Source organism: Citrobacter sp. Cpo012, from assembly GCF_030333015.1.
In the GTDB taxonomy this organism is placed as follows: Bacteria; Pseudomonadota; Gammaproteobacteria; order Enterobacterales; family Enterobacteriaceae; genus Citrobacter; species Citrobacter portucalensis.
This window is the reverse complement of record NZ_JAOWGR010000040.1, coordinates 195,472-214,765: the sequence shown is the minus strand read 5'-3', so window position 1 is coordinate 214,765 and position 19,294 is coordinate 195,472. Positions and strand designations below refer to the sequence as shown.

16 protein-coding genes are annotated in these 19,294 nt (G+C 53.3%); 10 read left to right on the top strand and 6 right to left on the bottom strand.

Going from position 1 to position 19,294, the window contains the following annotated elements:
• Positions 1 to 7: 7 nt before the first annotated feature.
• Both carB and caiF read left to right on the top strand, forming a co-directional pair.
• Positions 8 to 3,232 carry a carbamoyl-phosphate synthase large subunit gene (carB, locus tag OGX90_RS15485; protein WP_003829707.1) on the top strand — a complete coding sequence of 1,075 codons (3,225 nt, stop codon included), beginning with the start codon at positions 8 to 10 and terminating at the stop codon, positions 3,230 to 3,232.
• A gap of 277 nt (positions 3,233 to 3,509) precedes the next feature.
• A complete protein-coding gene (gene caiF, locus OGX90_RS15480; protein ID WP_003829705.1) occupies positions 3,510 to 3,905 on the top strand; it encodes a carnitine metabolism transcriptional regulator CaiF in 396 nt (131 codons plus the stop codon).
• Between the two features lie 76 nt (positions 3,906 to 3,981).
• On the opposite strand, the gene caiE is transcribed toward caiF, so the two are convergent.
• From caiE to caiT, 6 genes are all read right to left on the bottom strand, one after another.
• Positions 3,982 to 4,578 carry a carnitine operon protein CaiE gene (gene caiE / locus OGX90_RS15475; protein WP_008786161.1) on the bottom strand — a complete coding sequence of 199 codons (597 nt, stop codon included), beginning with the start codon at positions 4,576 to 4,578 and terminating at the stop codon, positions 3,982 to 3,984.
• Positions 4,579 to 4,633: 55 nt separating this feature from the next.
• The gene (gene caiD, locus OGX90_RS15470) at positions 4,634 to 5,419 is read right to left on the bottom strand and encodes a crotonobetainyl-CoA hydratase (RefSeq protein ID WP_032942338.1); all 786 of its coding nucleotides are present in this window, start codon (positions 5,417 to 5,419) and stop codon (positions 4,634 to 4,636) included.
• Positions 5,420 to 5,473: 54 nt separating this feature from the next.
• Positions 5,474 to 7,027: a crotonobetaine/carnitine-CoA ligase gene (caiC, locus tag OGX90_RS15465; RefSeq protein ID WP_100271523.1), complete on the bottom strand. Its 1,554-nt coding sequence runs from the start codon at positions 7,025 to 7,027 to the stop codon at positions 5,474 to 5,476.
• A gap of 61 nt (positions 7,028 to 7,088) precedes the next feature.
• Positions 7,089 to 8,306 (bottom strand): L-carnitine CoA-transferase, encoded by a 1,218-nt coding sequence (gene caiB, locus OGX90_RS15460; RefSeq protein ID WP_003018901.1) that lies wholly within the window; start codon positions 8,304 to 8,306, stop codon positions 7,089 to 7,091.
• 123 nt (positions 8,307 to 8,429) lie between these two features.
• A complete protein-coding gene (gene caiA / locus OGX90_RS15455; RefSeq protein ID WP_003018898.1) occupies positions 8,430 to 9,572 on the bottom strand; it encodes a crotonobetainyl-CoA dehydrogenase in 1,143 nt (380 codons plus the stop codon).
• 34 nt (positions 9,573 to 9,606) lie between these two features.
• Positions 9,607 to 11,124 (bottom strand): L-carnitine/gamma-butyrobetaine antiporter, encoded by a 1,518-nt coding sequence (caiT, locus tag OGX90_RS15450; RefSeq protein WP_234692554.1) that lies wholly within the window; start codon positions 11,122 to 11,124, stop codon positions 9,607 to 9,609.
• A 479-nt stretch (positions 11,125 to 11,603) separates the two neighbouring features.
• Between caiT and OGX90_RS15445 the strand changes: the two genes are divergently transcribed.
• The 8 genes from OGX90_RS15445 (at position 11,604) to kefC (ending at position 19,255) form a co-directional block, all read left to right on the top strand.
• Entirely contained in the window at positions 11,604 to 12,374 is a 771-nt protein-coding gene (locus tag OGX90_RS15445; protein WP_234692553.1) for an electron transfer flavoprotein FixA, read from the top strand.
• 15 nt (positions 12,375 to 12,389) lie between these two features.
• A complete protein-coding gene (locus tag OGX90_RS15440) occupies positions 12,390 to 13,331 on the top strand; it encodes an electron transfer flavoprotein subunit alpha/FixB family protein (RefSeq protein WP_008786167.1) in 942 nt (313 codons plus the stop codon).
• Between the two features lie 48 nt (positions 13,332 to 13,379).
• Entirely contained in the window at positions 13,380 to 14,666 is a 1,287-nt protein-coding gene (locus OGX90_RS15435) for an FAD-dependent oxidoreductase (protein WP_286624214.1), read from the top strand.
• Positions 14,663 to 14,950: a ferredoxin-like protein FixX gene (gene fixX, locus OGX90_RS15430; RefSeq protein ID WP_000203736.1), complete on the top strand. Its 288-nt coding sequence runs from the start codon at positions 14,663 to 14,665 to the stop codon at positions 14,948 to 14,950. Before OGX90_RS15435 ends, fixX begins: the two co-directional genes overlap by 4 nt.
• Positions 14,951 to 15,097: 147 nt before the next feature.
• On the top strand, positions 15,098 to 16,441 hold the full coding sequence (locus tag OGX90_RS15425) for an MFS transporter (protein WP_020996234.1): 1,344 nt from the start codon (positions 15,098 to 15,100) through the stop codon (positions 16,439 to 16,441).
• Between the two features lie 91 nt (positions 16,442 to 16,532).
• Positions 16,533 to 16,766 carry a YgdI/YgdR family lipoprotein gene (locus tag OGX90_RS15420; protein ID WP_003018880.1) on the top strand — a complete coding sequence of 78 codons (234 nt, stop codon included), beginning with the start codon at positions 16,533 to 16,535 and terminating at the stop codon, positions 16,764 to 16,766.
• Positions 16,767 to 16,869: 103 nt separating this feature from the next.
• A complete protein-coding gene (gene kefF, locus OGX90_RS15415) occupies positions 16,870 to 17,400 on the top strand; it encodes a glutathione-regulated potassium-efflux system oxidoreductase KefF (protein WP_057068715.1) in 531 nt (176 codons plus the stop codon).
• Positions 17,393 to 19,255: a glutathione-regulated potassium-efflux system protein KefC gene (gene kefC / locus OGX90_RS15410; protein ID WP_003829616.1), complete on the top strand. Its 1,863-nt coding sequence runs from the start codon at positions 17,393 to 17,395 to the stop codon at positions 19,253 to 19,255. Before kefF ends, kefC begins: the two co-directional genes overlap by 8 nt.
• Positions 19,256 to 19,294 lie beyond the last annotated feature (39 nt).

Here is a 19,294-nt window from a genome sequence, read left to right as displayed (position 1 = left end):
AAGAGCCATGCCAAAACGTACAGACATAAAAAGTATCCTGATTCTGGGCGCGGGTCCGATTGTTATCGGTCAAGCGTGTGAGTTTGACTATTCCGGCGCGCAGGCGTGTAAAGCCCTTCGTGAAGAGGGTTACCGCGTTATTCTGGTGAACTCCAACCCGGCAACCATCATGACCGACCCGGAAATGGCCGATGCCACTTACATCGAGCCGATTCACTGGGAAGTGGTGCGCAAAATTATTGAGAAAGAACGCCCGGATGCGGTGCTGCCAACCATGGGCGGTCAGACAGCGCTGAACTGTGCGCTGGAACTGGAACGCCAGGGCGTACTGGCTGAGTTCGGCGTGACCATGATTGGCGCAACGGCGGATGCCATTGATAAAGCGGAAGACCGTCGTCGCTTCGATATCGCGATGAAGAAGATTGGTCTCGACACCGCACGTTCAGGCATCGCTCACACCATGGAAGAAGCGCTGGCGGTTGCCGCTGACGTTGGCTTCCCGTGCATTATCCGCCCTAGCTTCACCATGGGCGGCACCGGTGGCGGTATCGCCTATAACCGCGAAGAGTTCGAAGAAATCTGCGAACGCGGTCTGGATCTTTCCCCAACCAACGAGCTGCTGATTGATGAATCACTGATTGGCTGGAAAGAGTACGAGATGGAAGTGGTGCGTGATAAAAACGACAACTGCATCATCGTTTGCTCCATCGAAAACTTCGACGCGATGGGCATCCATACCGGTGACTCCATCACCGTAGCACCTGCCCAGACGCTGACCGACAAAGAATATCAAATCATGCGTAACGCCTCGATGGCGGTACTGCGTGAAATCGGCGTAGAAACCGGCGGTTCTAACGTCCAGTTTGCGGTAAACCCGAAAAACGGTCGCCTGATTGTCATCGAAATGAACCCTCGCGTGTCCCGCTCCTCGGCGCTGGCGTCCAAAGCTACCGGCTTCCCGATTGCGAAAGTCGCTGCCAAGCTGGCCGTAGGTTACACCCTCGACGAACTGATGAACGACATCACCGGTGGCCGTACACCGGCCTCGTTTGAACCGTCCATCGACTACGTTGTGACGAAAATTCCACGCTTCAACTTCGAGAAATTCGTTGGTGCTAACGACCGTCTGACCACGCAGATGAAATCTGTCGGTGAAGTGATGGCGATTGGCCGCACCCAGCAGGAATCGCTGCAGAAAGCGCTGCGCGGTCTGGAAGTGGGCGCGACCGGCTTCGACCCGAAAGTAAGCCTCGACGATCCGGAAGCATTGACCAAAATCCGCCGCGAGCTGAAAGACGCGGGCGCTGAGCGTATCTGGTACATCGCCGATGCCTTCCGTGCTGGCCTGTCCGTCGATGGCGTGTTCAATCTGACCAACATCGACCGCTGGTTCCTGGTGCAGATTGAAGAGCTGGTACGTCTGGAAGAAAAAGTCACCGACCTTGGCATCAACGGCCTCGACGCTGACTTCCTGCGCGTACTGAAGCGCAAAGGCTTCGCCGATGCGCGTCTGGCGAAACTGGCCGGCGTTCGCGAAGCGGAAATCCGCAAACTGCGCGACCAGTACAATCTGCACCCGGTCTACAAACGCGTGGATACCTGTGCGGCAGAATTTGCCACCGACACCGCTTACATGTACTCCACCTATGAAGATGAGTGCGAAGCGAACCCGTCCGTTGACCGCGATAAAATCATGGTGTTGGGCGGTGGTCCAAACCGTATCGGTCAGGGTATTGAGTTTGACTACTGCTGCGTACACGCCTCGCTGGCGCTGCGCGAAGACGGTTACGAGACCATCATGGTCAACTGTAACCCGGAAACCGTTTCAACTGATTACGACACCTCTGACCGCCTGTACTTCGAACCGGTCACGCTGGAAGACGTACTGGAAATCGTTCGTATCGAGAAGCCGAAAGGCGTCATCGTACAGTACGGCGGACAGACCCCGCTGAAGCTGGCGCGTGCGCTGGAAGCGGCAGGTGTACCGGTTATCGGTACCAGCCCGGATGCCATCGACCGCGCGGAAGACCGCGAGCGTTTCCAGCAGGCGGTTGACCGTCTGAAGCTGAAACAGCCGGCGAATGCTACCGTAACGGCTATCGAACAGGCTGTTGAGAAGGCGAAAGAGATTGGCTACCCGCTGGTAGTGCGTCCGTCGTATGTTCTCGGTGGTCGCGCGATGGAAATCGTCTACGACGAAGCCGACCTGCGTCGCTACTTCCAGACCGCAGTCAGCGTTTCTAACGATGCGCCGGTACTGCTGGACCGTTTCCTTGATGACGCGGTTGAAGTGGACGTGGACGCTATCTGCGACGGTGAAATGGTGCTGATTGGTGGCATCATGGAGCACATCGAACAGGCGGGCGTGCACTCCGGTGACTCCGCATGTTCTCTGCCAGCGTACACCCTGAGTCAGGAAATTCAGGATGTGATGCGCCAACAGGTGCAGAAACTGGCCTTCGAACTGCAGGTTCGCGGTCTGATGAACGTCCAGTTTGCAGTGAAGAATAACGAAGTTTACCTGATTGAAGTGAACCCGCGTGCGGCACGTACCGTTCCGTTCGTCTCCAAGGCAACTGGTGTACCGCTGGCGAAAGTCGCGGCGCGCGTGATGGCCGGGAAAACGCTGGCACAGCAGGGCGTAACCAAAGAAGTTATCCCGCCGTACTACTCGGTAAAAGAAGTGGTGCTGCCGTTCAACAAGTTCCCGGGCGTTGACCCGCTGTTAGGGCCAGAAATGCGCTCTACCGGGGAAGTGATGGGCGTGGGCCGTACCTTCGCTGAAGCGTTCGCCAAGGCACAGCTGGGCAGTAGCTCCACCATGAAAAAACAGGGTCGTGCACTGCTCTCCGTTCGCGAAGGCGATAAAGAGCGCGTGGTTGACCTGGCAGCGAAACTGCTGAAGTTTGGCTTCGAGCTGGATGCGACGCACGGGACCGCGATTGTTCTGGGTGAAGCGGGTATCAATCCACGTCTGGTGAACAAGGTGCATGAAGGTCGTCCGCACATTCAGGACCGTATCAAGAATGGTGAGTACACCTATATCATCAACACCACCGAAGGTCGTCAGGCGATTGAAGACTCCAAGCTTATTCGCCGCAGCGCGCTGCAGTACAAAGTGCATTATGACACTACGCTGAACGGCGGTTTCGCCACAGCGATGGCGTTGAATGCCGATGCCACCGAGAAGGTAACCTCGGTGCAGGAAATGCACGCGCAGATCAAAAAGTAATAAACAAAAGGTCCGGTGAATATTGCTCTAACCGGATCTGTAATATAATTTTGAAAGGGTTTCTGTAAAGAAACCCTTTTTTTGTCTTGCGTAAGGTCATTCCTGGACAAGTCCGTTTCCGTAACCACATTTTCAATGTAATAAGCACGATATTGCTCACACTAATCAACATTCAAGTCGCATACTATCCTTTATATCCACAATTTTAATATGGCTTAGTTTTTATTAATTTGGACAGGCCGTAGCCAGATTTTTAATTTGTGAAAATGGTGTGCTTATGTGTGAAAAATATGTTGAAAGACCGCTTTATTTGTTAATTGCTGACTGGATGATGGCCGAGGATCGTTGGATCACCGCAAAGGAAATTTCCCGCCATTTTGATATCGAGCACTGCAAAGCAATTAATACGCTCTCTTATATTCTGTCGGAAGTGGGAGAAATTGTTTGTGAAGTTAAGATGATCCCTAATCAGATTGCCGGTCGGGGTTGTCAGTGCCAGCGTCTGGTGAAAGTCGTGAGTATTGACTCTCATCTCTATAGCCGACTGAATCACAATTTGCAGGAGAAAAAGGTGAGCATGGCGAAAACGCCACGCCTGTCTGCCGTTCCTCCAACAGAGCTCAACCGTGAGCAGAAATGGCAGATGATGCTCTCCAAGAGTATGCGTCGCTAATAATCAGTTTGCCTGATGGCGGCATAAACGGTGATTGACGCGTAGGCCGGATAAGCGTGAGCGCATCCGGCATCAATTACTGTGCTGATTTGGGTTTTACGTCCGTTGTGCCTTTCAGGCGTGGCCGGTTTTCTTCGACCCGCGTTAAGGGCAGTGTTTCGTGTAGACCTGTGTGGCAGCGAGTTGCAAGATCCTGATACTCTTTGGTGTTTAGCCGTTTCCAGTGCAGTTCCTGGTCCGTGACTTCACGCAATACGCGAGCGGGTGAGCCAACCAGCATCTGCCTTGCCTCTCCCTGAAATCCGGCTTTGACAAAGCTCATGGCGGCGACAATGCTCTCTTCGCCAATCGCTGCGCCGTCCATAATGACGCTGTTCATGCCGATCAGCGCATCTCTGCCCACCACGCAACCGTGCAGGATTGCGCCATGGCCGATGTGTCCGTTCTCATGCACGATGGTGTCGGTGTCGCAGTAGCCGTGCATGATGCAGCCATCCTGCAAATTAGAACCTGCCTCCAGGATCAAGCGACCATAGTCACCGCGCAATGACGCGTGCGGGCCAATATAAACTCCGGCACCCACTATGACATCGCCAATCAGCACGGCGCTGGGATGGACAAAGGCATCCGGATGTACCACCGGAATCAGGCCCTCAAAGGCGTAGTAGCTCATCGTTTTATCTCGGTTTTATTGCCGGATAAGCGAATCGCTATCCGGCATCGGCTTATTAACGTCCTTTCCACACCGGGTCGCGTTTTTCGGCAAACGCCTGCGGACCTTCAAGCGCATCTTCCGAATGCAGTACAGATGGATAGTGCTTCAGCACGCCGCTGCGGATGTAGCGGTAGCCTTCTTCCACCGGCATTTCGCTGGTGGTGCGATAGATCTCTTTCAGTGCGGCGATAGCCAGCGGGGCGCTATTGACCAACTGCTGCGCCAGTTCACGCGCGCTATCCATCAGTTCGCCCTGGCTGACAACGCGGTTGACGATACCCCAACGCAGCGCTTCTTCGGCGCTCATTCGTCTGCCGGTCATCACCATTTCGTTGACGATTGCCGGTGGCAGCAGCTTAGGCAGACGCAGTACGCCGCCGCTGTCAGGCACGATCCCGAGCTTGGCTTCCGGCAGTGCGAAGCTGGCGTTTTCCGCGCAGACAATAAAATCCGCTGCCAGCGCCAGCTCAAAACCACCGCCAAACGCATAGCCGTTTACCGCAGCGATGACCGGCTTATCGAGATCGAAAATTTCGGTTAAACCGGCGAAGCCGCCTGGGCCAAAATCGGCATCTGGCGCTTCACCTTCAGCTGCTGCTTTTAAGTCCCAGCCCGCAGAAAAGAATTTCTCACCGCCGCCGGTGATAATCGCTACGCGTAATTCCGGGTCGTCACGAAAATTAAGAAACGCTTCACCCATGGCAAAGCTGGTTTTGGCGTCAATGGCATTGGCTTTAGGCCGATCGAGGGTAATTTCCAGGATCGGGCCGTTACGGGTCAGATGTAATGAATCACTCATAGTTCATCTCCAGATAAATAGATTTCCCGGCAGGAGGAGTTCCTGTCGGAAGGGTTATTTCAGATTTTTTTTGATTATTTTTCCTGAACAATTGCGCGGCAGGTCGGTTCTTATCTCCATAAAAGAGGGAACCTTGAATTTCGCCATATTGTTTTCGCAGAAGCTGAAGAACTCGGCTTCGCTTAATGTTTCACCTTCATTAAGGACGATAAACGCTTTAATGGCTTCATCACGGATCGAATCTTTAATACCGACAACCACAATGTCCTGAATTTTGGGATGCGCAGAAATAATATTTTCCAGCTCGACGCAGGAGACATTTTCCCCGCCGCGTTTAATCATGTTGCAGCGCCTGTCGACGAAATAAAAATAGCCATCCTCATCCTGATAGCCCGAATCACCGGTATGTAACCAGCCCTCAGGTTCCAGCGCTTTGGCGGTAGCCTCCGGCTGCGCGTAGTACTCTTTGAAGATTGTTTTGCCCGGCACGCCTTTAATACAGATTTCGCCAATTTCTCCGGCGGGCAGGGGACGGTTGTGATCGTCGCGGATTTCGGCTTCATAGCTAAATCCCACGCGACCAATGGAGGGCCAGCGTCGTTTGTCACCGGGACGGTCGCCGATAATACCGACGATGGTTTCAGTCATACCGTAGGAGGTCAGCAGCCTGACGCCAAAGCGTTCGGTAAAATCGTCTTTTTCCTGCTCGGATAAATTGAGGTAGAACATCACTTCGCGCAGGTGATGCTGTCTGTCGGTTGGTGCAGCGGGCTGCACCATTAGCGTTCTGATCATCATCGGAATGCATTCGGTAACGGTCGCCTTATATCTATGCACCTGATTCCAGAACGCCCTGGCACTGTACTTCTCTAGCAGCACAAAGGTGCTGCCAGCGGAGAATGCGGGCATTGCGGCGGTACACTGACAGTCGATATGAAACGCGGGCATCACCGTCATGTAGACGTCATCATCGCGCAGGGCGATTTGCCAGGCAGAGTAGTAGCCTGCAAAACGCAGGTTGTAGTGGGTAATTACCACCCCTTTAGGCCGTGAGGTGGTGCCTGAGGTAAACAGAATTTCTGCCGTATCGTCAGTGGATAACGCGGGCGTATAGCACAGCGTGGCGGACTGGCGGGATTGCAGTTGGGTAAAGTGACTCACGCCGTCGTCAGCCGGAAGCTGTTCGCCAATCAGACAGATATGATTAAGCGGGGTGCTATTTTCCAGCCGTATCTGGCGGTACATAGGATAAAACTGGGCGCTGGTGACCAGCAGACTTACCTGGCTGTTTTGCAGGATCCAGGCACTTTCTTCACCCAGCAAGCGGGCATTAATCGGTACCATAATGGCACCAATTTTTGCCAGCCCAAACCAGCAAAAAATGAATTCCGGACAGTTATCCAGATGCAATGCGACCTTATCGCCCTTGCGGATCCCTAAGGAATGGAACAGGTTTGCCGTGCGGTTAATCTCTTCATTGAGCGAGGCATAGCTAAACTGCCGAACAACTCCTTCGCAGGATTCGAAAATTAACGCCGTTTTATCTCCGTACACCCCGGCCAGGTCGTCCCACATCTGACGTAAGTTTTGTCCGCCAACGATATCCATATTGCTTTATCCACTGAAATCAGGCGTGAGCGCTAACCATCGAGGGGTCAGCGCGTCGCGTTTATTCCTCAACTCTGGCCAGGCCTTTGCCGACCAGCTCATTTATGTCTGCTTCGCTATAACCAATATTTTTCAGAATGGCGGCAGTATCCATGCCATGTGACGGCATGCCACGCCAGATTTTCCCCGGATTGTTTTTAAATTTCGGCATGATGTTTGGCCCTTTGCAGGTGCGGCCATCCATTGTTTGCCACTGAGTAATAGATTCACGGGCAACGTACTGCGGGTTGCCTTCCAGTTCAGGAATAGTCAACACCTTCGCGCAGGCGATGTTCAGCTCAGCAAAGCGCGCCTGGACTTCGGCGATGGTGTGCGTTGCCAGCCAGGCGTCCAGTTTCTCTTCCACAAGCGGGCCGTAAGGGCATTCCACACGATGGATAAGCTGGGTGCCTTCCGGGACTTCCGGTGTGCCAAGAATGTGGGCGAGGCCAATATCCTTGAAGCATTCGTTGATTTGCGTGATGCCGACCAGCTCCATAACGATATAGCCATCGGCGCATTTATACAGGCCGCAGCCAGCGTAATACGGGTCTTTGCCTTTGGTCATGCGTGGGCAAATTTCGCCGCCGTTGAAGTAATCCATCATGAAATACTGACCCATGCGCAGCATCACTTCGTACATAGCGATATCGATGCTTTCACCTTTACCCGTTTCGCGCACTTTGTGCAGGGCCGCCAGCGCTGCTGTCGTTGCGGTCATCCCGGAGAAGTAATCGGCGGTGTACGGGAAGGCGGGCATTGGCTGATCCACGTCGCCGTTTTGGATCAGATAGCCGCTGAACGCTTGCGCGATGGTGTTATACGCCGGAAGATTGGTGTACTCCTCGGTACCAAACTGGCCGAAGCCGGAAAGGTGGGCGATAACCAGTTTCGGGTTATGTTCCCACAGCACTTCATCGGTAATACCGCGGCGGGCAAAGGCCGGACCTTTACTGGCTTCAATGAAAATATCGGTGGTTTCCATCAGCTTCAGAAACGCTTCCCGGCCTTCATCTTTGAAAATATTCAGCGACAGAGCGTGCAGGTTACGGCGTGAGAGCTGCGGATAGTTAGGCTGTACGCGGATGGTATCGGCCCATGCGACGTTTTCAATCCAGATAACCTCGGCACCCCATTCAGCGAACATCTGTCCGGCGAACGGACCGGCGATTTCGATCCCTGAAAAAACAACGCGTACCCCGGAAAGCGGGCCGAAGGCTGGCATTGGTAAATGATTCATCATTTTTCTCCTGGCATTTATGGGTGTCCATGTAGGCCGGATAAGGCGCTCGCGCCGCCATCCGGCATTGATTGCCTGATGGCAACGCTAAGGCGTCTTATCAGGCCTACAGGTTGCGTCGTTCTAGCGGTATTGCTTGAGTACCGCACGACCCAACGTCAGGATCTGCATTTCGTCAGAACCACCAGAAACACGGTCAACGCGCAGGTCACGCCAGAAACGCGTGATGCGGTGGTTGCCCGCGATACCAACACCTCCCAGTACCTGCATGGCGGTGTCTACCACTTCAAACGCGGCGTTGGCGCAGAAGTATTTGCACATTGCTGCGTCGCCGGAGGTAATGGTGCCGTTATCCGCTTTCCATGCGGCTTCCAACAGCATGTTTTTCATGGAGTTCAGTTTGATCGCCATGTGCGCGAACTTCTCCTGGATCAGCTGGAAACGGCCGATCGTTTCGCCAAACTGCACGCGTTGGTTGGCGTAACGCGCGGCGTCTTCAAAAGCGCACATTGCCGTACCGTAGTTGGTCAGCGCGACGAGGAAGCGTTCATGGTCAAACTCTTCTTTCACACGGTTGAAGCCATTACCTTCCCGACCGAACATGTCTTTCTCGTCCAGTTCAACGTCATCAAAGGTGATTTCACAGCAGCTATCCATGCGCAGACCGAGTTTCTCCAGTTTGTTGACCTTGATACCCGCTTTGCTCATGTCAACAAACCACTCGGTATAAACAGGTTTATCCGGTGATGCACCATCTCTCGCCATCACTACGATGTACGGGGTATAGGCGCTACTGGTGATAAAGCACTTACTGCCATTAAGATAAACCTTACCATTTTTGCGTGTATAAGTGGTTTTCAGACTGCCAACATCCGATCCCGCTCCCGGTTCGGTGATAGCAGAGTTCCACATCTGCTTACCGGTGCCCTGGAACGCCATGATTTTATCAATTTGCTCCTGAGTCCCTTCACGCAGGAAAGTGTTAAAACCTCCCGGTAATTGGTACAACACGTAAGTCGGTGCGCCAAGACGTCCGAGTTCCATCCAGACGGCGGCAACGGTGACAAAACCGGCTTCCAGGCCGCCGTGTTCTTCTGGGATCAACAGGCTATCGATGCCCATATCCGCCAGCGCTTTTACAAAACGCTCAGGGTAGACGCTGTCGCGATCGCACTCGGCAAAATAAGCTTCCCAGTTCTCACTGGCCATCAGTTCACGAATACCGGCGACAAACAGTTCCTGCTCGTCATTTAAGTTGAAATCCATCTTTCAGCCTCTTGATCAATTGGGTTAATAAGAATTACTTGTCTTTCCAGTGCACTTTGGCGTCTTTAATAAAGGACAGCGTCACCATGATGTTGACGAAGAACAGCGGACATCCCCCGGCGATAATTGCGGTCTGAATAGGCTTCAGCCCACCCAGCGCCAGCAGAACGATGCCGATGATGCCGACCAGAACGGACCAACCGATACGCACCAACAGCGGCGGTTCTTCACCATCACGAACTTCGCGACAGGTGGACATCGCCAGGGTGTAGGAGCAGGCGTTAATCAGCGTGACGGTGGCAATAAAGCAGAGGATAAAGAATCCCCACATGGTGGCGGTGCTGAGCGGTAAAGCAGCCCAGGTTTCGATAATGGCGCGCGCCACGCCGTGTTGTTCAATCAGTTGTGGGATGTTGAGAATGTTTTTATCCATCAGCAGCAGCGTGTTGCTGCCAAGGACGGTCCACAGGATCCAGGTGGAAGCGGTCAGGCCCAGTACCATCCCGAAACACAGTTCACGTACGGTACGACCCCGAGAAATACGTGCCAGGAAGATACTCATCTGGATAGCGTAAATAACCCACCACGCCCAGTAGAAAACAGTCCAGCCCTGCGGGAAGCCGCCTTTGCCGATGGCATCGGTATAGAACAGCATGCGCGGCAGATGCATCAGCAGCATGCCGACCGAGTCGGTGAAGTAGTTCATGATGAAGCTGGCGCCACTGACGATAAACACCCAGCCGAGCATCAGGAAGCTCAGATAACTACGTACGTCGCTGGCGATCTTGACCCCTTTTTGCAGGCCGCAGGCCACGCAAATGGCGTTCAATATGATCCAGCAGGTAATGATGATGGCGTCGAGTTGCAGCGTATGCGGAATACCGAACAGCCATTGCATACACTCGGTTACCAGCGGGGTAGCGAGACCGAGGCTGGTGCCCATCGCGAAGATCAGCGCCACCAGATAGAAGTTATCGACGATGGTGCCGAACAAGCCCTTAGCATGCTTCTCGCCAACTAACGGTACCAGCGTGGAACTGGGGCGGATAACGTCCATTTTGCGTACAAAGAAGAAGTAGGCGAACGCGACTGAAAGGAAGCTGTAGGTCGCCCACGGCAGCGGTCCCCAGTGGAACAAGCTGTACGCCAGAGCTATCTCTTTTGCGCCAACGGAGTTGGGGACGAGAGCAAACGGCGGGGTAGAGATATAGTAGTAGATCTCGATGGAACCCCAGAACAGCACCGCGGCGGATGTACAGGAAGCGAACATCATAAAAATCCAGCTGGCGGTACTAAACTCAGGTTTTTCGTCGCCTAATTTCTTTTTCGAATACGGGCCAAAGACCAACCAGAACCAGCCGAAGAGCATGACGACCATATACCATTCGAATGCCCAACCCCAGACGTTGGTGACATAACTGAATACCGCATTAATAACGACGTTAGCGGCATCAAGATCTCTTACTGTTAACCAACAAAGTATCCCAACAATTATTAATGGCGGAAAAAAAACCTTCGGTTCAATTCCCGACTTTCTCTTTTCATTTTTCATAAGTGAATTCCAGTGTGAAAACGAAATTTATTTAGCGTGCCCGTATGTGATCGTTTGTTTATTTATTATTAATGATTTGTTGATAACCTTTTAACCTCTGGGCGCCTCAGTGAGTAACTCATAATGGGTATTCATTTCCGGCTATTCTGTTATCTGTGTCACACTTTCTTATGCTGGTTATTTTGTCTGAAAATACAAATAATTCTCTTATTAATCATAATGTTGATGTTGCTTTTTTAACTTTTTTAAGTGACTGACGTTCAATATTGTTGAACCAGCAAACAATATTGAAAATTTTCGTATTTGACATGTTTCTTTCAATATTGGTGAGGTGCATAACACTATTGAAAGTTACGAATATCAATGTGTGACATTTTCAATATTGGTGATTAATGTTTTATTTCCGAATTAAAGAGCGTGATATCTGTATTTAACACCGCCGATATAAATACGTTTCCTTCATGATTTCTGGAGATGCAATGAAGATAATTACTTGCTACAAATGCGTACCTGATGAGCAGGATATTGCGATTAATAATGCTGATGGAACACTCGATTTCAGCAAAGCAGATGGCAAAATCAGCCAATATGATCTGAATGCGATCGAAGCGGCTTGCCAGTTAAAACAGCAGGTGGGAGAGGCTCAGGTTGTGGCCATGAGCGTCGGCGGCAAAGCGCTGACCAATGCAAAAGGGCGCAAAGATGTGCTCTCCCGTGGCCCTGATGAACTGATTGTTGTCATTGACGATCACTTTGAACAGGCGCTGCCGCAACAAACCGCCACTGCGCTGGCTGCCGCCGCACAAAAATCAGGTTTTGATCTGCTTATTTGCGGCGACGGTTCTTCCGATCTTTATGCTCAGCAGGTTGGTCTGCTGGTGGGCGAAATGCTGAACGTGCCGGCGATTAACAGCGTGAGTAAAATCCTCTCTCTTACCGACAGCACGCTGACGGTAGAGCGTGAACTGGAAGATGAAGTTGAAACCCTGAGTATCCCGCTTCCGGCGGTGATCGCGGTCTCTACCGACATCAACACCCCTCAAATCCCTTCCATGAAAGCCATTCTTGGCGCGGCGAAAAAACCGGTCCAGGTCTGGTCGTCTGCGGACATTGGGCTGAACGGCGCGCAAGCGTATTCCGAACAACAGGTTGCCGCACCGAAGCAGCGCGAGCGTCAGCGCGTTGTGATTGAAGGTGACGGTGAAGAACAGATTGCCGCGTTTGTCGAGAATCTTCGCAAAATCATTTAATTATCAGGGGATGTTATGAACAAATTTTCCAGTGTCTGGGTATTCAGCGATACCCCTTCTCGTCTGCCGGAACTGATGAATGGTGCGCAGGCTTTAGGTGAAAACGTTAACACGTTTGTGCTCAGCGATGAAGACAGCGCGGCGGCATGCCATTTAGGTGCGGATCATGTCTGGCTGCTCAGCGGCAAACCAGAAGACCGTATGGTTGAAGACTACGCCGATGCGATGGCCGAAACCATTCGTCAGCACAGCGAGGGCGGCGCGGTGCTGCTGCCGAATACGCGTCGGGGCAAGCTGTTAGCGGCAAAGCTGGGCTTTCGCTTGTCGGCTGCAGTCTCAAACGACGCCAGCGCAGTCGCGGTGCAGGACGGAAAAGCGGCGGTCAAACATATGGTCTACGGCGGCCTGGCGATGGGAGCAGAAACAATCGCTTCACCGTTTGCCGTGATCACTCTCAGCAGCGGAACGTTTGACGCGCAGCAACCGGATACCGCCCGCAGCGGCGAGGTGCACACCGTTCAGTGGCAGGCTCCGACTATCGCCGTGACCCGTACGGCAACGCAGGCGCGTCAGAGCAACAGCGTCGATCTCGACAAAGCCCGTCTGGTGGTCAGCGTGGGACGCGGTATTGGTAGCAAAGAAAATATCTCGCTGGCCGAAGCGCTGTGCCAGGCGATTGGCGCTGAGCTGGCCTGTTCCCGTCCAGTGGCGGAAAACGAGAAGTGGATGGAGCACGAACGCTACGTCGGCATTTCCAACCTGATGCTCAAACCAGAACTGTACCTGGCCGTGGGGATCTCCGGGCAGATCCAACATATGGTCGGCGCCAACGGCGCGCAGACGATTTTCGCCATCAACAAAGATAAAAATGCGCCGATCTTCCAGTACGCAGATTTTGGCATCGTTGGCGATGCGCTGAAGATCCTGCCTGCGCTGACGGCTGCTCTGGCGCGTTAAACCATTCGGGCAGGGTGCGAAAGTATCCTGCCACTGACAGGAGTACGTATGTCCGAAGATATCTTTGATGCCATCATCGTGGGTGCAGGTCTGGCCGGTTCGGTTGCGGCGCTGGTGCTGGCTCGGGAAGGTGCACAGGTGCTGGTCATCGAGCGCGGCAATTCTGCTGGCGCGAAGAATGTCACCGGTGGGCGCATGTATGCCCATAGCCTGGAACGCATCATTCCCGGCTTTGCTGAGCAGGCCCCCATTGAACGCATAATCACCCACGAAAAACTCGCCTTTATGACCGACAAAGGGGCGATGACCATCGACTATTGCAATGGTGAAGAGGCTGCATCGTCGCAGGTTTCTTATTCCGTCTTACGCAGCAAATTTGACGCCTGGCTGATGGAGCAGGCCGAGGAGGCGGGAGCCCAGCTTATCACCGGTATTCGGGTGGATAACGTTGTGCAGCGCGAAGGCAAAGTCGTGGGTGTGGAAGCCGACGGCGATATTCTGGAAGCCAAAGTGGTGATCCTCGCTGACGGGGTGAATTCTTTGTTGGCAGAAAAACTGGGCATGGCAAAGCGCGTTGAGGCATCGCATGTTGCCGTTGGCGTAAAAGAGCTGATCGAATTGCCAAAATCGGTGATTGAAGATCGTTTCCAGTTGCAGGGGAACGAAGGTGCAGCTTGCCTGTTTGCCGGTTCTCCAACTGATGGGTTGATGGGCGGGGGCTTCCTCTATACTAATGAAACGACCCTTTCTCTGGGGCTGGTCTGCGGTCTTCATCATCTGAAAGATGCTAAAAAATCGGTCCCACAAATGCTGGAAGATTTCAAACAGCATCCGGCGGTTGCCCCACTGATCGCCGGTGGCAAGCTGGTGGAATATGCCGCGCACGTCGTACCGGAGGCCGGTATGAATATGCAGCCTGAACTGGTGGGTGAAGGTGTGCTGATTGCCGGTGATGCTGCCGGAATGTGTATGAACCTCGGCTTTACCATCCGCGGTATGGATCTCGCCATATCCGCAGGCGAAGCGGCCGCGAAAACGGTGCTTTCCGCAATGAAGCGCGACGACTTCAGCAAACAGTCGCTGGGCGAATACCGTCAGCATCTCGATGATGGTCCAATGCGCGATATGCGCATGTATCAGAAGCTTCCCGCTTTCCTTGATAACCCACGCATGTTTACCGCCTATCCCGAAATGGCGGTCAGCATCGCGCGCGACCTGTTCACCGTGGATGGCTCTGCTCCGGTGCCAATGCGCAAAAAAATCCTGCGTCATGCGAAGAAAGTGGGCTTCATCAACCTGGTGAAAGATGGCCTGAAAGGAGTGACCGTATTATGACATCTCCCGTCAATGTGGACGTCAAACTGGGCGTCAATAAGTTCAATGTGGATGAAGACAGCCCGCACATCATTCTCAAAACCGATCCTGATAAACAGGCGCTGGAAGTACTGATTAAGGCTTGTCCAGCCGGACTGTATAAAAAGCAGGACGACGGCAGCGTCCGTTTTGATTACGCCGGATGCCTGGAGTGCGGAACGTGCCGCATTCTCGGACTTGATACAGCGTTGGAAAAATGGGAATACCCGCGCGGGACATTTGGCGTGGAGTTTCGCTACGGCTAATAAGTATGAGGTTGTGCACCCGTAGGTCGGATAAGACGCGGTAGCGTCGCCATCCGGCAATCATGTGGCGCCAATGCCGGATGGCGGCGTAAACGCCTTATCCGGCCTACAGATGACGCTTTGCCCGTATTGAAACAGGAAGTCGCTATGCAGCAGCCCAGGAACTTTGATGACATCAAATTTACCTCTATTCACCGCCGGATAATGCTGTGGGGAAGCGGTGGGCCATTTCTGGATGGTTATGTGCTGGTGATGATTGGCGTGGCGCTGGAACAGCTCACGCCAGCATTGAAACTGGACGCACAGTGGATTGGTCTGCTGGGTGCCGGCACGCTCGCCGGTCTGTTTGTGGGGACGTCGCTGTTTGGCTACATTTCCGATAAGGTCGGGCGGCGCAAAATGTTCATCATCGATATTATCGCCATTGGCGTGATATCGGCGGCAACCATGTTTGTTTCCTCACCCATTGAGCTGTTGGTAATGCGTGTGCTGATCGGCATTGTGATTGGTGCCGATTATCCGATTGCTACCTCGATGATTACTGAGTTCTCCAATACCCGCCAGCGCGCTTTCTCCATCGGTTTTATCGCCGCGATGTGGTATGTCGGCGCCACCTGTGCCGATCTGGTCGGTTACTGGCTGTATGATGTTGAAGGAGGATGGCGCTGGATGCTGGGCAGCGCGGTGATCCCTTGTATTTTGATCCTGATTGGGCGCTTCGATCTTCCTGAATCGCCGCGCTGGCTGCTGCGTAAAGGTCGGGTGAAAGAGTGTGAAGCGATGATGATCAAACTGTTCGGCGAACCGGTGGTGTTCGACGAAGAGGCGCCGCAGGAGACGCGCTTCCTGCAGCTGTTTAACCGCCGTCATTTCCCGTTTGTCCTGTTTGTCGCCGCTATCTGGACCTGTCAGGTGATCCCGATGTTCGCCATTTATACCTTTGGTCCGCAGATTGTTGGACTGTTGGGGCTTGGTGCCGGGAAAAGCGCGGCGTTGGGCAATGTGGTGATAAGCCTGTGCTTTATGCTGGGGTGCATTCCACCCATGTTCTGGCTCAATAGCGCGGGCCGTCGGCCATTGTTAATTGGCAGCTTTATTATGATGACGCTGGCGCTGGCCGTGCTGGGGTTAATTCCTGATATGGGAGCGTGGCTGGTGGTGCTGGCGTTTGCCGTGTACGCCTTTTTCTCGGGGGGACCGGGAAATCTTCAGTGGCTGTACCCAAATGAACTGTTCCCTACCGACATTCGCGCATCTGCTGTCGGGGTGATTATGTCCTTAAGCCGCATCGGCACCATTGTTTCAACATGGGCGCTGCCGGTGTTCATTACCAAATACGGGATCAGCAATGTCATGCTGATGGGCGCAGGAATTTCGCTGATTGGCCTGCTTGTGTCCATCGCTTTCGCCCCGGAAACGCGAGGTCTGACGCTGGCGCAAACCAGTCAAATGACGATTCGCAGTAAGCCCGTGACCAGGGCGAGTTATTAGGAGTGTTCTGTATTTTCCCTGCAACTCAGTCAGTTAGCCTACAGTTAACTGGGTATATCACTAAAAACAACTGAAAAGCAGGGAGAACACCATGCAAAAACATATCCTGATCACCTCAATTTTTACCGCAGCAGCACTGTTTACCGTGGCCGGTTGTTCCTCAAACCAGGCGGTTAAAACCACCGATGGCAAAACAATCGTCACTGACGGCAAACCGCAAGTCGATGATGATACTGGCCTGGTGTCGTATAAAAATGCCCAGACGGGTAAGACGGAACAGATTAACCGCGATCAGGTTAAAGATATGAGTGAACTGGATAACTAGTTCAGTTTTCTCCATTCAGCCACTCAATAATATTGACTGTTAGCCTGTGGATTAAGTGACTAAACTCACTGTTATTACAATAATGCAGTGAAACAGGCTAATCATGATCCTCATCATTTATGCGCATCCCTATCCGCAGCACTCGCATGCGAATAAGCGGATGCTTGAACAGGCAAGGACGCTGGAGGGCGTGGAGATCCGCTCGCTCTACCAGCTCTACCCCGACTTCAATATCGATATTGCCGCTGAACAGGATGCGCTGGCACGCGCTGATTTGATCATCTGGCAGCATCCGATGCAGTGGTACAGCATACCTCCATTACTCAAGCTGTGGATGGATAAAGTCCTTTCGCACGGCTGGGCGTATGGTCATGGCGGTACTGCGCTGCACGGTAAACATCTGCTGTGGGCGGTGACGACCGGCGGCGGTGAAAACCACTTCGATATTGGCTCCCATCCAGGATTTGATGTGCTTTCTCAACCCTTACAGGCGACGGCACTTTATTGTGGCCTCAAATGGCTACCGCCGTTTGCGATGCACTGTACGTTTATCTGTGATGATGAAACCCTGCAAGCGCAGGCGCGTCACTACAAACAGCGTCTGATGGAATGGCAGGAGGCACACCATGGATAGCCATACGCTGATACAGGCGCTGATTTATCTCGGATCGGCGGCACTGATTGTCCCCATCGCCGTACGGCTGGGACTCGGGTCGGTACTGGGGTATCTCATCGCCGGGTGCATTATCGGCCCATGGGGCCTGAGGCTGGTGACGGACGCTGAATCCATCCTGCATTTTGCGGAGATCGGTGTGGTGCTGATGCTGTTTGTCATTGGTCTGGAACTGGATCCGCAACGTTTGTGGAAACTGCGAGCCTCGGTGTTCGGCGGCGGCGCATTGCAAATGGTGGTCTGCGGAGGCCTGATTGGTGTGTTCTGTATGTTCCTCGGCCTGCGCTGGCAGGTAGCGGAGCTGATCGGCATGACGCTGGCGCTTTCCTCTACGGCTATCGCTATGCAGGCGATGAATGAACGCAACCTGATGGTGTCGCAAATGGGCCGCAGCGCGTTTGCCGTGCTGCTGTTCCAGGATATCGCGGCCATTCCACTGGTGGCGATGATTCCGTTACTGGCAGCGAGTGGCGCATCAACAACGCTTGGGGCGTTTGCATTGTCTGCCCTTAAGGTAGCGGGCGCACTGGTGCTGGTGGTGCTGTTAGGTCGTTATGTCACACGTCCTGCCTTGCGTTTTGTCGCCCGTTCGGGCCTGCGGGAAGTGTTCAGTGCCGTTGCGCTGTTCCTCGTGTTTGGCTTCGGTCTGCTGTTGGAAGAGGTTGGATTGTCGATGGCGATGGGGGCATTCCTGGCCGGGGTGCTGCTGGCAAGCTCTGAGTATCGCCACGCGTTGGAAAGCGACATTGAGCCATTTAAAGGACTGCTGCTGGGGCTGTTCTTCATCGGTGTAGGGATGTCTATCGACTTTGGTACGCTGATTGATAATCCCTTGCGCATTATCATTCTACTGGTCGGTTTCCTGGTTATCAAAACCGTCATGCTGTGGTTGATAGCGAAACCGTTGCAGGTGCCGAACAAGCAGCGTCGCTGGTTTGCCGTATTATTAGGGCAGGGCAGTGAGTTTGCCTTTGTGGTGTTTGGCGCGGCGCAAATGGCAAATGTGCTCGATCCTGACTGGGCGAAATCGCTGACGCTGGCGGTGGCGTTGTCGATGGCGGCTACACCGATTTTGCTGGTGATTTTGACGCGTCTGGAAAAATCGGCGACTGAAGAAGAGCGCGAAGCCGATGAAATCGATGAGGAGCAACCGCGGGTGATCATCGCCGGGTTTGGGCGATTTGGCCAGATAACCGGTCGTTTGCTGTTGTCGAGCGGGGTCAAAATGGTGGTTCTTGATCATGACCCGGACCATATCGAAACGCTGCGTAAATTCGGGATGAAGGTTTTCTATGGCGACGCGACCCGGATGGATCTGCTGGAGTCTGCCGGGGCGGCGAAAGCTGAAGTCATTATTAATGCCATTGACGATCCGCAAACCAGTCTGCAATTAACCGAAATGGTGAAAGAGCATTTCCCGCATCTGCAAATTATTGCCCGCGCGCGCGACGTGGATCATTACATCCGCCTGCGCCAGGCGGGCGTGGATATGCCGGAACGTGAAACCTTTGAAGGTGCACTGAAGACCGGACGTCTGGCGCTGGAAGGTCTCGGGCTAGGGCGCTATGAGGCACGTGAGCGGGCTGACGTATTCCGCCGATTCAATACCATGATGGTAGAGGAGATGGTGAAAGGGGAAAATGACGCGACTTCCCGCGCAGCCGTTTATAAACGCACCAGCGCAATGCTGAGTGAAATTATTGCGGAAGATCGTCAGCACTTATCGTTAATTCAGCGCCATGGCTGGCAAGGCACGGATGAAGGTAAGCATACGGGCGACGTCGCCGATGAGCCGGAAGTGAAACCGTCAGCATAGGGTAAAAAATGTGATGTTCTGCAAACTTTACTGCTAATT